This window comes from Porphyrobacter sp. ULC335, from assembly GCF_025917005.1.
GTDB lineage: Bacteria > Pseudomonadota > Alphaproteobacteria > Sphingomonadales > Sphingomonadaceae > Erythrobacter.
In genome coordinates, this window is record NZ_CP078091.1 from 978,971 (window position 1) to 990,819 (window position 11,849).

Genomic DNA, 11,849 nt, shown 5'->3' on the forward strand with positions numbered 1-11,849 from the left:
TTACTCAGACTTTGCTGCGTCCTGACATTCGGGGGCGTTGCGTTGCGGCAGTTCTATCGAAATCTAATCGCGTTCGCGCTTGCCCTGAGACCTCTAAATTCTCGCTCATCCTGCGTCTCCATCAGCGTGGCCGCGGCCTTCGTTGGTAGAGCGCTGAGAGCCGCCCGCCCCCATGCCGCCGGCCTGCTCCCACCAATAGCTGCGACGGGTGTCGGTGCCGGTGCCGATCTCGTTCATCGTCCTTGCATCATAGAGCCGCCCGCCAAGCATGACCTTCTCGATATTGTCGGTGTTGGCGATGTCGGCGCTGGGATCGTCCGACAGGATGACCAGATCGGCAAGCTTGCCAACTTCGATACTGCCAATGTCCTTGGCCATGCCGAGCGACTGCGCGGCACTGATAGTCCCTGCCTTGAGTGCCTCGACCGGACTCATTCCACCGCGTACGAAGCTCCATAGCTCCCAATGCGCGCCCACGCCCGCCTGCTGGCCATGCGCGCCGATGCTGACCTTGACCCCGCGCTCGGCAAGCTTCTTCGCCTCGCGCGCATTGTCGTCATCGACGAAGGCCCAATCGGGTGCCTTGGTGCGCCGGGCTGTATCGGCAAGCAGCATCTTGGGTGGGGTATGCACCATCAGCGGGTTTTCCCAGACATTGGTCGCCTGCCGCCAGTAGGGATCGCCCGCCAGCCCTCCATAGGTCACGACAAGCGTGGGTGTGTAGTTGGTAGCCGACTGGCCAAACAGCTGAAGTACGTCTTCATACATCACATCAACCGGCACATTGTGCTCGAGCGTCGAGTTGCCGTCGGCGACGATGTTCATGTCCATGCCAAACAACGAACCGCCCTCGGCCACCACCAGGATATCTTCCGCCGCGGCGGCGCGCACCACCATCTGCCGCTGTTCACGGCGCGGCTGGTTGTAGTTCTTCACGGAAATGCCGCCTTGCGCCTTGATCCGGCGCACGTGCGCCAGCGCGTCCTCGTAGCTGTCGATTCGCGCGTACACATCGGGGGCCTTGGCCCCGTAGATGATCTCGCCGGTCGAGAAGATGCGCGGGCCCAGCGTCAACCCTGCGCGCTGGCGTTCGGCTGCGGCGAACACGGTGCTCGCCTGACTCGAAGGGTTATGGATCGTGGTCACACCCATCGCCAGGTCCTGTAGCAGCGACCAGTTCTGCTGCGGTATGAGATCACCCACCCCGTAGGCACCGTGGGCGTGGGCATCGACGAGGCCGGGTATGATCGTTTTGCCGCTGGCGTCGATGCGGGTCGCATCCTCGGGGAAGGCAATCTTGACCGTGGTAGCATCATGCACCCCCACGATCCGGTCGCCTTCGATCACGATCAGCCCGTTCTCGATCACCCCGGCATCGCTGGCGCCGAGGCCAGCGCGCATTGTCAGAATCCGCGCCCCGGTGATGATGGTCGTGCCCGAAGGCTTGGCCTTCTGCACCGTTACCTGCAGCGGAATGCCGGTGGTCGGCGGCGTGTAGGCAGCGGTCTTGTCGGTTTCGGCCTTGGGGGTACTGGCAAACAGCGCCGGGACATTCACATTTTGGAGCAAAGGCCCGATTGACCAGAACAGCGTCTCGCCGCCATTGGCCCAGCCTAGGTAATCCGCGCCTCCGCTGCTGACCTTGGTGACAGGCAACGAACCTCCAGTCTCGCTGACGTCGACCGGCTTGCCGCCGGGCGCCAGCGGCATGGCGAAGACTTCGTAATTCTGGCGGAAGGCGATCGTGCGGCCATCGGGCGCAATCCTCAGATCATTGGCAAGGTCGCCTTTGGCGTGGGTGCGCTTCGCCTCGCCCGACAGGTCGGTCGAGACCAGTGCGAGGTTGCCGCCGTCGCGTGCGACCATGAACAAGCGGTCATTCGCCTCGCCCCACTGCGGATTGGCACCGTCACGGGTCACAAGCTTCGCCCCGCCAGAGCCATCGACAGGCATCACATAGATGCCGGGATTTTCCGAAAAGTCGGGGGCGGTCAGGTATCCGCCTTCGCGTTTCTCGAAGGCGATCATCGTGCCGTCGGGGGAAAAGGCAATGTTGCCGAAATGCCCGGGTCCGGTCAGCACGCTGCGGTTCTGGCCATTCGCATCGGCGATAACGATCTCGCCGAGCTTGTCGTCGCTCCAACGGACATAAGCGAGGCGGCTGCCGTCCCGGCTGAATGCGGGAAAGGCTTCGACAACATCGGCCGGATCGCCGGTAAGCGGTGCAGGCGCATCCTTGCCGCGGGCCGATTTGCCGTGGAGCCGCCCCAGGCTCTCGAACACCACGCGGGTGCCATCGGGCGAAAGCGTGGCAAACCGCGGCATCGTGGTCGTGACGGTGTCAGGCGCGACATCGATCACGGGATGCGGCGCGGCAGCTACGGCGCGCGTGTCATTGACCGCGAAGGGGATCACCGCATGACCCGACCCGTCGCGGTTCACGCGGTTGAGCTTCCCGCCCGCCCAGAACACGATTCCACTGCTGTCAGGCAGCCAGTCCAGGTTGGGATAGACGCCGGTGACGGCCCAGGTCTCCTGTACGTCAAGATCAAGCTTGCCGTAGATCATCCTTTCCCGGCCCGAAGCGAGGTCCTTGACCCAGAGCTGGGTCTGATCCTTGTCGCGGCGCACGAAAGCGATGTCCTTGCCGTCTGGCGAGGGCGCGGGACGTACCGCTCCGCCATAGCCACTGACTGCGGTCGTCACTTCGCCCGTCGTCAGATCATGGCGCTCGATGGCGAAGATGCCGGCCTGCGAGTCCTGCGCGTACTCGAAGGTGTTTCCGGGCGTGGTGTTGCGGGTGTAGTAGATCGCGGTGCCATCTGCCGCAAACACGGGCTCGCCCAATTCCTTCTGCAGCCGTTCGTTGGCGCGCTCAACGACCTGCACCCCGCCGCCTCCCGAGACGTGGTAAAGCCAGATCTCGCCGGTGCCGGCACTCCGTTCGGTAGTGAAGTGCTTCTTGGCCGCAATGAAACGCCCGTCAGGCGACCAGGCCGGCTGGTTCAGCAGGCGGAAGTCCTCCTTGGTCAGTTGCCGCTTGTCGCTGCCGTCAGCGTTCATCACCCAGATGTTGTCCCCGCCGCCGCGGTCGGATGTGAATGCGATGCGTGTGCCATCGGGCGAAAAGCGCGGTTGCACATCCCATGACAGGCCTTCCGAAATGCGCTTCGGTGTCCCGCCAGTGATCGGCATGGTGTAGATATCGCCCAGCATTGTGAAGGCGAGCGTCTTCCCGTCGGGCGCCACGTCGACATCCATCCAGGTGCCTTCATCGGTCTTGATGGTCACCTGCTTGAGCACCGCCCCCTTTGGCGCTTCAACATCCCATTTTTCCTCGGCCTGGGTGTCTTTCCCCTTTGCAGGGGCGGCACCAAGAGGTGCCAAAAGGTTGGGTGCAAGGCAGGCGGTCCCGGCCAGCAAGGCGGCGGCGAAACGGTGCATGGAAAGTCTCCCTCTGTCGGCGCGAGAGAGTAGCGGGACATAGGATTTTATCCAGAGGCAGGGCATGTCGTTGGTCGACGACGAATTGCATCACGCAATCTGGTTCACTGCGCGATTGGATCCTGAGCTATTGCTGCCAGTCTCCAGGAAAAAGGACGACGTCGGGGCCATTCGTGATAACCCTAAGACATTCCGTTTGCTTCGATATCAAGATCAAGCGTAACGTGATAAATGAACGTGGGGACGAGCCTCGAGGCTCGTCCCCACGTTCCTATCAGCCTCCTTTGATCAGTCTTCTAGGCCCGCAAGTTTCGGCCCAATGGTCTTCGCAACGTCCAAACGAACAGAGTCATTGTGAGCCTGAACTGTCGAGACGACAGTGCCTTTTTCGTCAAGAAGTACGGCTTCGTCAGACGTCCCTTCCCGAGCGAGCTGCACAATAAGAGGTCGCGGATATAGGCGGTTAGAGGAGCCGTTAGTACCATCAACAACAGCGCCAATGCCGCCGCCGAGCAGGATATTGCCAAAGCTACCACCGCCGAGCTTGGATTGGATTAGAACGTAAGTGGGCTTGTAACCAGCAGCGAAAAGATCGACACGCTGATCAGTCTTACGCTTCATCTCAAGCGTGCAAGGTGTTTTGCATTCTTGCCCGCTTGTAAACTTTGCAGTTGCCCCGTCTGGTCGCGTTTCTGTCGTGTAGTCCACATTCGTCCCATTGAGGACCGTAGCACAGCCGCCAGTGGCAAATGCGCTTGCAGCGGCGACCGCCGCTAGAACCATGTTCTTCATTGTTCCCCCTATTAGTTCATATCAGCGAATAGTTCGCTAGCCATCTGTTAGCAAACCGGTTTCCTGCGGCAACCAGAAAACTGGCGACGTCGGAAAAGCTCGTCGCCATGGCTTCCGAGTTGCTTCGCAAGCCCCCCCCTGCCTGTTGCAGCCGACTTCGGCTGGCCGCTCTCATGGTTTACGCCGAATGGACCAAATGAGCGCTGAGATTGCAGTTATGAGCACTGCGATCGCGGCGATGACTGCCGGGTCGAGTATCAACATTTGGGCCTCCGATTTGCTGAGTCGGCCGCATTGTTCTATTTTTGTTCCGTGTAGGACAGTCCCTAATTCTGCATGTGTCTTGGCTGACCATGGATCGGCTCTGGCGTACCTGTGAGCTGTGAGTAACGCTGCTCCACTTTTTTCCAAAGTGCCACACCGCCAGGCGCGCCTTCGGCTTCAAGGGTGGCAATGCGATCAGCAATATACGCGTGCCCATCTGCCTGGTGGTGCTTCGCCACCCACAGCGCCATTGCCCAGATTTCATGGTCTCGGGTCAGCGCCATGAGCGGAGAATCAAGCGCGGCGCAATTGGCCTAGGATATATCGCCTGCATTCTATTCGCAGGCCTTCCCATCATTATCCATGTCGAGATGAAGGCCATAGCCAGCTTGACCGCGATAGAGTGGCGCAGCACCGGCTCCTCGCGCCGCAGCGCAACTCGGGTAATATACGCTGCTGTTGATTTTGGACGCGAACGGGCGAATTGCACTCGGGGCGTGATCGCAATGTCTATCGCCGTTTACTCTATCGCTGTGGCACGCAACAGTGGCAAGTCTACCAGAATGCGCGCCATCCGGGGTAGGACCAACGAGCGTAAATATAGTGGCCAGGATCGCCATCCCCCATGCGAATGAGAGGACGAAGAACTCGATCTTCAATCCGACCGAAGGACGCTCCTCGCCGTCACCCCAATCTTTCATTGGCAGACGTGCCCGCGCCAGTAACGATCCCAACGGGCAGCCATCTTCGACGCAACCATCGCGCAAGAAAGGTCACCCCCCTTGGGCGACATGCACCATGCTGCCGTCCGATTGCCGCCGCCAGAACCGTCTGACAGACATCGCATAGTCGGACCACGGACTGTAACGTGGCCGTGCGGACCGATCCCTGTCGGCTCGCCCAAGAGCCGAACCAGAGCGTCGCGAGCCTCGAGCGCACTCGCCTTGGGACAAGGATGGCCGGCACTGCAGGACCCGTCAATCTCGCGTGCCGCAATACCGGCAAGCCGGATCCTTGGCCCCTCATCGCACCAGATCGGCCCGTCACCATCCCACACCGCCACCGGCGTGCAGGCGAAGGTTTCACCTGCGGGCACAGCAGCCAGAAGAAAGAGTGAAAACACTATTAGTCAATCCCGCTTGCATAATGCTGTGACACAAACCGGAACGGCTCCGGGGCTCGGCTGGCATTTAATCCACTGAAAGGGATGGCAGTTTATTACCTCCGTCGCCAGCGCGGTCAACGCGCGAGTGCGATGCAGGCACGGTCACGGAACCGGATGCCCATGTCCATTTCAAAATTTCTGCAACCAGACTACTTTTGCCGACGGGACTTCCTATTCGTTTGATCGCCCGGTCGAAGGCTGCATGCAGCCGCGCCCTCGCGTCATCCAGTGCTTTACCCCAAGATCAACCGAGTTTGTGGCCAAATGCGCCGTGCCAGCCATACGGTTCTTCGATGGTCGTATCGCGTTCCCAACCTTCGTTTTCGAGCTTGAGCATCTGAATAGCGACGCCATTGCCGTTAACATCCATTTCGGCGAGCGCGGTGAACTCAGACGGCCAGCAACGATAGATGTTGTAGGCGATCACCTTCTGGCCGGCCTCGTTATAGACCTCGAGGATGATGTCCTTGCGGAAGTTCTTTTGCGAGACGTCCTGGTTGCCCGTCCCGCCTTGCTGATCGTCGAAGGTGAAACTGTGGTAGTCCCAGACCTTGTTGCCCCATTGTTCGAAAACGGCGTCGTGGGTGACGCCCGGTTCGAGGATGATCGGCTGGTACTTGCTCTGCCCCGGCATACGGCGCGGCGTTGTCTGATCCCCGCCCGCGCAGTGGGAGATGACCTGGGTGGAGCGGCTGAGCGCGCTGACCTTGGAGACGCCGGCGACATACTTGCCGTCACATGTCACACGGAACTTGTAGTTGCGGTACGGGTCGTAACGATAGGTCGCCTTGGGCAATTCGGTATTGGCCATGACGGTTCCTGTTCAATAATGGCGCGGGCTTGGATCAGCTCGGCGTGCTACCGGCGGTCTGCTGGATCTGGATAACGACGAACTCGGCCGGCTTCACCGGCGCGATCTGAACGAGGATGTTGACCTTGCCGAGGGCGATGTCGGTGGGGGTCGTCGTCGTTGCGTCGCACGCCACCGAATAGTTGTAAAACGCGCCCTGCTGCGACAGGCCGGCGAGGAACGAACTCACCATCAGCCGCAGCGATGACCAAAGCGCCTCGTCATTGGGCTCGAACACCGCCCATTTCGTCCCCTGGAACACGCTGTCCTCGATGAAAAGCGCCAGGCGGCGGACCGGGACATATTTATAGTCGTCGTCTAACCTGTCGGCACCCTGCATGGTGCGTGTTCCCCACACCACCGGCCCGATGATCGGGAAGTTGCGGAGGCAGTTGATCCCCAGCTGGTTGAGCAGGCCGTTCTCGTTGTCGGTGAGATTGAGTTCCAGCCCTGATACGCCGGCGAGTTCAGCGTCGATTCCGGCAGGCGCCTTCCACACGCCGCCCCTGACGTCGGTCGCGGCCATGATGCCGGCGACGATGCCGCACGGCGGGAAGATCGCCGGCTGCGCCTCGCTCATGAGGTCGGGCTTGATGACCCGCGGGAAATAAACCGCTGCATTGCGCGCTACCTCGATCCCCGAAGCGTTATTGCCGGAGATGCCGACCGCGTCGGGGTCGATCGCCGATAGCTGGCCCTGCTTAGCCTTGTTGATCCAGTCGACCGGCGGATCAACGATGAAGAACGCCCGACGATCGGTGCAATAGTGCGCGGCGGCCCGGCGGACCGAGATCGGCAGGTCCTGATTGGCATCGGGAACCGCGGGCAGGATCCGGTGATCAGGCGGAATGCAGAGCAAGTTGAAGGCCTGGACATGCTCAAGCATGTACATCCCGGTCTTCTCATCGGGGTCGCCGATATAGGTGCCCGGTTCGAGATAGGTGCCGTTGTTGCCGCCGACGCAGACCGCCGTTGCGCCATCGGCGGGCGGGACCGGCGACAGCGCCGCCACCCGCGCGAGATTGGACTGACTGGCAAGCACCTGATCGAGCCGGTTCGGGTAATGTGCGGCGTTACCGGTCTGCTTGACCGCAACGTTGACGAAGCGCTCGGACTTCAGCGTCTGGCCGCGGGCGTTGGTGAGGGTCAGCGTCAGGTTGAACAGATCGATCGCGGTCAGGTCATATTCGCCGAGTAGCTTCGAGGTCGCGTCGCTAATCCCCCGAGTATCCACTTGCGCGCTCAGGCCATTGCCCCATTCGCCGGGATTGGCAGCGCAAAGGATCAACTGCGGCGATAGGCCTGGGAATTTGAGCCTGGCAACCCCATCGCCGTCATTCGGCTCGAACAGCCTTGCGATGATTGCTTGTGACCCGCCATTGGCGAAGAAATCCTGCACCGCGTAGCTGAGCGGATAGTCGAATTGCAGTCCACCATAATGGCTGACAAAATCCATAAAGCTGAAGACCGCGCTCGGCCGGTCCGTCGGACCGAACAGCGCACGGCCGACAAAGGCGGCGATGGACGTACCGACCGGAGCGATCGTGTGTTGTCCGCTAGACAACTGTTCATAGACGCCCGGAAAATTCACTTCGATCGGCATGAGACTTCCTTGTCGAGCAATCCAAAGTCCACTGCACTTGCCATAAATTAGCGCTGACGACGACTTCAATGCACGGTCTAACGTACATTGGGCAGGGCTGCCGATCGTACGCCTTTCGGAGCCAATTCGCCCTCAACCTGGAGAGTTGCTGTGGCCCAACTCTAGCCCGTGAACAGACAGTCCGCCACCGGGCCCACTAGCCATTCGACCACGTCACTGAAGCTTCCGTTAGGATGTCAGCTGCTTGAGCAAGCAGGCCTTCAGCGATCCCGTCAGAAATGGCGCAATGTCCCATGACCTTCCGGCTGCTGCCGACCAACCCTCGTCATTCGCGACCGTGGGGCTCAATGTCTGGTTTCGCCAGAATCCGCCATTCTGGTTTCGGAATCGCGCGTCGAATCCGCTTATGACCGGGGATGGGTGGATTGGCTTATGGCGGCTTCCAACCCACCGCTCCAAAGGCTGTCGGTATCATTAATTGCTTTTCGGCGCCGCGTACATCAGTGACGCTGCCGATATTGGTCGTAGGCCTCATTCTAGGAAGTCGGGTCGGCCTGAGTGCGGTTCATTCCAGCTATGCTCGATGCCAGTTTTGCAAGAAGCGCGGCAAGCTGGTTCAACTCGTCACCATCGAGGCCTGCCACCAAATCGCGCTCGACTTCCATGTCTTCGCGAAATGCCGTTTCGGTCCGCTTCTTTCCTTCAGGCGTAAGCAGGACGAGCAGGCTCCGCCCGTCTTCAGAGCTCGGCTCACGATCAATCAGGCCCGCCCGTTGGAGCCGATTAAGGCGATCGGTCAGACCGCCAGAGGAGATCATCAGCGAGGTGTAAAGTTCGGTTGGCCTGAGGCGATAGGGGGGACCCGCGCGCAAGAGGGTCGATAACACATCGAACTCGCCTGCATCGAGCCCATGCCTCTCGAACACGGCTTCGATTGCCGGCCGGACATGCAACGTGATCAGCCGGGCGCGGCCCAGCACGGCCATTCCGATGGTATCAACATCGGGCAATTCGCGCACCCACTGCTCGCGACGGACTTCAACATGATCAGGCGAGCGCATTTGTCTTGACATCAAGATACTCTCCGATAAATCTCGACATCAAGATATTGCGATCTCGCCGTCAGGTGCAAGGAGTTCCTCATAATGACAACGCCATCCTCAAATAGCCCGGTCTGGCCAAAATGGAGAACATGGGCCGGTTATGGACTTACGGGGCTCTTCGCCATCTTCATGCTGGGAGCGTCCATCGCTCCCAAGCTGCTCATGGCAGACGTGGCAACCGGCACGCTGGTGTCTCTCGGCTGGGACGCAGACATGGCTCTGCGGATCGGTCTCATTGAGCTTGGCTGCTTGCTCCTTTTGCTGTGGCGGCGCTCGAGCATCCTTGGCGCAGTTGTCACCACTGGGCTGCTTGGGGGAGCTATGGCAACGCAGGTCCGCGTCGATGCCCCGCTGTTAAGTCACGCGCTCTTCAGCTTATACCTCGGTCTGGTGATGTGGGGCGGGCTTTGGCTCCGTGACCCTGCGCTGCGGGCGATCTTCCCTCTACGTCGCGCACAACCCTGATCGATCAAGGAGCCCTGACCATGTCCTTTCAAGCCTATCTGGATACGATTGAACGCCAAACGGGCCTCAATCCTACCCATCTTAAAGCTGCCGCGGATGCCAAGGGTTTTTCTGATGAGGGCAGACTGAAGGCGGGCGTGAAAGCGGGGCAGATAGTGGACTGGCTCAAGTCCGAGCACGGTCTTGGCCACGGGCATGCCATGGCAGTGTATGCCCTGCTCTCCGGAAAACGCGAGCCCGGCAATTGAGCCGGGACCGGCTTAAGCGGGCGTCGCTGTTGTCAACCTCGCACGCGGCGGGTGAAGACGACTTCGGTCACCTCTGTTCTGCTCTCAAGGAATGTTCATCTTGCTGAAATCCGGTAACCGCCGCCGCCTCTCATCGCTCGCCGTCGCCGGTCTGCTGCTGGCCTTTGGACTTCCCGAACTGGGGCTCCCGAAGCTGTTGTTCGAGGACACTGCCATCGGAACACGAAACGGGCGTGAGATCGTCTGGGTTGGGTTTGCGATCCTTATGCTGATCTGGGTGACGCAGGCGGAAAAACTGCCGCTTTCGTCGGTGGGCCTGATCAAACCCACTTGGGCTACACTCAAATGGGGCGCTCTTGCCACGGTCCTCCTGATGGCGACCGTGATGCTGTCGTTTGCGGTGATCGCTCCAATGCTCGGGTTGCGCCAGAATATGGCAGCAACGGCAGCCATCGTTCAAGTCCCGCTATGGCTGTTCATTCTTACGCCGGTAGTCGCAGGCGTGACGGAGGAAATTCTTTATCGCGGATACGCGGTTGAGCGGCTGCAGTTCCTGTGTGGTCGTCCTTGGCTGGCCGGAGTGATCGCAGGCGCAGCCTTTCTCCTGACCCATTGGTCATGGGGTGGCGCACAAATGATCATTGTTGGCTTTGCCACCATCATCCTGACTGGGCTGTACATGTGGCGCAGGGATCTATGGAGCTGCATCTTGGCTCACACCGCTGCGGACTTGATCGGCTTCACGTTAGCGCGCCTGCAAATGTGACCTAAGAGAGCCTGCGTCTCGGGTTGCGCCGCGGTCAACCCGCGGCGGATGGCAAGGTCGGTGGCAATCTGCCGTGCAAACACCTCGAGCTGACCTGAAAGCTGCGCAAAGAGCGCTTAGTTTGCGACTTCTTCGTTCCAGATACGGACCTGTTTGTGTCATCGCGCACATATGCCTCTCAGTTCGTTCACAACTGATCGACACGAAACATGGAGCTTGCGATGTTTTTATCGAAGTTTTTGTGCGCGTCGCTTTTGGCACTTTATATCGGGATTTTCGCGTTCACAGGCGGATGTTCTGCCGATCCTGACGCCGACGAAGCGCGTTCGGCCCAGAGTGCAGGAAAAACTCCCACTAATGCCAAACTGTTTCCCGACAGCAACCCTGCACGCGGTGCTGGGGCCACGACCGAACAGGCCCTTGATCCTCGTCTGGCCGTAGAGGGAGAGGGCCTCCGATGGTTTCTTCAGCCAAGCGGCAGCGCCCGCCCTGTGCCCTTTGGAGGTCCGGAGATGGAGGTACTCGGTTCACTGGAGAAGATCCGCGGCCCCGCCAAAATTGGCGTCAATCAGGATTGCGGCGCCGGCGCGGTCCGGATCGCAACCTGGCCGGACGGGCTGAGTGTCATTTTTCAGGATAACCGATTTGCCGGATGGGGCCTAAGCAGGCGTGCGGGCAGCGATGTCGCGACCGCCGCAGGTATTCGCCCTGGCAGTACTCGAGCAGAGCTAGAAGCCACTTACGACGTTACCGTCAGCCAATCATCGCTCGGAAGGGAGTTCAGTGCTGGCGCTCTGCATGGCGTATTGGATGGTGCCTCGGCAGAAGCCCGCGTGACCGATATGTGGGCGGGCGTGAATTGCGTCGCTCGATAAGCGTGACGCAGTGAGAGATGGCAACTTTGTGGTCGGTTCCTGTTTATCGGAATGTAGTTAGTGGACTTGGATACCTGGCATTGACGTTCTCTAGCAAACCATCGTCCGCTTCTGGCAAAACGAGCCTTCGGCAAGCCGTTTACCAACGACGGCTAAGTCCCAAGACTTGCCGCCAGATCTCGACCCAGAACCGGCCGCTAGCGTCCGCCAAATTGGACGTCTGGTTCCGCCCGAAGCTGCCATACCGCTTTCGGGATTGCGCCTCGACGGTGCA

The 11,849-nt window shown here is 60.1% G+C and carries 12 protein-coding genes; 4 read left to right on the forward strand and 8 right to left on the reverse strand.

The window, feature by feature from the left end; all coding sequences use genetic code 11:
* Positions 1 to 105 precede the first annotated feature (105 nt).
* The 8 genes from KVF90_RS04770 to KVF90_RS04805 all read right to left on the reverse strand — a co-directional run bounded on the left by KVF90_RS04770 (position 106) and on the right by KVF90_RS04805 (position 9,191).
* A complete protein-coding gene (locus KVF90_RS04770) occupies positions 106 to 3,444 on the reverse strand; it encodes an amidohydrolase family protein (RefSeq protein ID WP_264393710.1) in 3,339 nt (1,112 codons plus the stop codon).
* 288 nt (positions 3,445 to 3,732) lie between these two features.
* On the reverse strand, positions 3,733 to 4,236 hold the full coding sequence (locus KVF90_RS04775) for a hypothetical protein (RefSeq protein ID WP_264393711.1): 504 nt from the start codon (positions 4,234 to 4,236) through the stop codon (positions 3,733 to 3,735).
* Between the two features lie 326 nt (positions 4,237 to 4,562).
* On the reverse strand, positions 4,563 to 4,784 hold the full coding sequence (locus tag KVF90_RS04780; protein WP_413677009.1) for a DUF6961 family protein: 222 nt from the start codon (positions 4,782 to 4,784) through the stop codon (positions 4,563 to 4,565).
* 51 nt (positions 4,785 to 4,835) lie between these two features.
* The gene (locus KVF90_RS04785) at positions 4,836 to 5,201 is read right to left on the reverse strand and encodes an excalibur calcium-binding domain-containing protein (RefSeq protein ID WP_319641064.1); all 366 of its coding nucleotides are present in this window, start codon (positions 5,199 to 5,201) and stop codon (positions 4,836 to 4,838) included.
* Positions 5,198 to 5,626 carry a thermonuclease family protein gene (locus KVF90_RS04790; RefSeq protein WP_264394676.1) on the reverse strand — a complete coding sequence of 143 codons (429 nt, stop codon included), beginning with the start codon at positions 5,624 to 5,626 and terminating at the stop codon, positions 5,198 to 5,200. Before KVF90_RS04790 ends, KVF90_RS04785 begins: the two co-directional genes overlap by 4 nt.
* A gap of 283 nt (positions 5,627 to 5,909) precedes the next feature.
* A complete protein-coding gene (locus KVF90_RS04795; protein WP_264393713.1) occupies positions 5,910 to 6,476 on the reverse strand; it encodes a phage tail protein in 567 nt (188 codons plus the stop codon).
* A 34-nt stretch (positions 6,477 to 6,510) separates the two neighbouring features.
* Complete coding sequence (locus KVF90_RS04800; protein WP_264393714.1) at positions 6,511 to 8,118, reverse strand: phage tail sheath family protein; 1,608 nt, start codon at positions 8,116 to 8,118, stop codon at positions 6,511 to 6,513.
* A gap of 536 nt (positions 8,119 to 8,654) precedes the next feature.
* Positions 8,655 to 9,191 carry a MarR family winged helix-turn-helix transcriptional regulator gene (locus KVF90_RS04805; RefSeq protein ID WP_264393715.1) on the reverse strand — a complete coding sequence of 179 codons (537 nt, stop codon included), beginning with the start codon at positions 9,189 to 9,191 and terminating at the stop codon, positions 8,655 to 8,657.
* A gap of 72 nt (positions 9,192 to 9,263) precedes the next feature.
* Between KVF90_RS04805 and KVF90_RS17420 the strand changes: the two genes are divergently transcribed.
* The 4 genes from KVF90_RS17420 to KVF90_RS04820 all read left to right on the forward strand — a co-directional run bounded on the left by KVF90_RS17420 (position 9,264) and on the right by KVF90_RS04820 (position 11,575).
* Positions 9,264 to 9,686: a DoxX family protein gene (locus KVF90_RS17420; RefSeq protein ID WP_413677010.1), complete on the forward strand. Its 423-nt coding sequence runs from the start codon at positions 9,264 to 9,266 to the stop codon at positions 9,684 to 9,686.
* 20 nt (positions 9,687 to 9,706) lie between these two features.
* The gene (locus KVF90_RS04810) at positions 9,707 to 9,934 is read left to right on the forward strand and encodes a DUF4287 domain-containing protein (protein ID WP_264393716.1); all 228 of its coding nucleotides are present in this window, start codon (positions 9,707 to 9,709) and stop codon (positions 9,932 to 9,934) included.
* 100 nt (positions 9,935 to 10,034) lie between these two features.
* A complete protein-coding gene (locus KVF90_RS04815) occupies positions 10,035 to 10,700 on the forward strand; it encodes a CPBP family intramembrane glutamic endopeptidase (RefSeq protein ID WP_264393717.1) in 666 nt (221 codons plus the stop codon).
* 209 nt (positions 10,701 to 10,909) lie between these two features.
* On the forward strand, positions 10,910 to 11,575 hold the full coding sequence (locus KVF90_RS04820) for a hypothetical protein (protein WP_264393718.1): 666 nt from the start codon (positions 10,910 to 10,912) through the stop codon (positions 11,573 to 11,575).
* Positions 11,576 to 11,849 lie beyond the last annotated feature (274 nt).

What these genes read in the sequence shown, in the direction of transcription:
- KVF90_RS04770 (WP_264393710.1), bottom strand. Translation starts at nt 3,444, where the DNA reads ATGCACCGTTTCGCCGCCGCCTTGCTGGCCGGGACCGCCTGCCTTGCA.
- KVF90_RS04775 (WP_264393711.1), bottom strand. Translation starts at nt 4,236, where the DNA reads ATGAAGAACATGGTTCTAGCGGCGGTCGCCGCTGCAAGCGCATTTGCC.
- KVF90_RS04780 (WP_413677009.1), bottom strand. Translation starts at nt 4,784, where the DNA reads ATGGCGCTGACCCGAGACCATGAAATCTGGGCAATGGCGCTGTGGGTG.
- KVF90_RS04785 (WP_319641064.1), bottom strand. Translation starts at nt 5,201, where the DNA reads ATGAAAGATTGGGGTGACGGCGAGGAGCGTCCTTCGGTCGGATTGAAG.
- KVF90_RS04795 (WP_264393713.1), bottom strand. Translation starts at nt 6,476, where the DNA reads ATGGCCAATACCGAATTGCCCAAGGCGACCTATCGTTACGACCCGTAC.
- KVF90_RS04800 (WP_264393714.1), bottom strand. Translation starts at nt 8,118, where the DNA reads ATGCCGATCGAAGTGAATTTTCCGGGCGTCTATGAACAGTTGTCTAGC.
- KVF90_RS04805 (WP_264393715.1), bottom strand. Translation starts at nt 9,191, where the DNA reads ATGTCAAGACAAATGCGCTCGCCTGATCATGTTGAAGTCCGTCGCGAG.
- KVF90_RS17420 (WP_413677010.1), top strand. Translation starts at nt 9,264, where the DNA reads ATGACAACGCCATCCTCAAATAGCCCGGTCTGGCCAAAATGGAGAACA.
- KVF90_RS04810 (WP_264393716.1), top strand. Translation starts at nt 9,707, where the DNA reads ATGTCCTTTCAAGCCTATCTGGATACGATTGAACGCCAAACGGGCCTC.
- KVF90_RS04820 (WP_264393718.1), top strand. Translation starts at nt 10,910, where the DNA reads ATGGAGCTTGCGATGTTTTTATCGAAGTTTTTGTGCGCGTCGCTTTTG.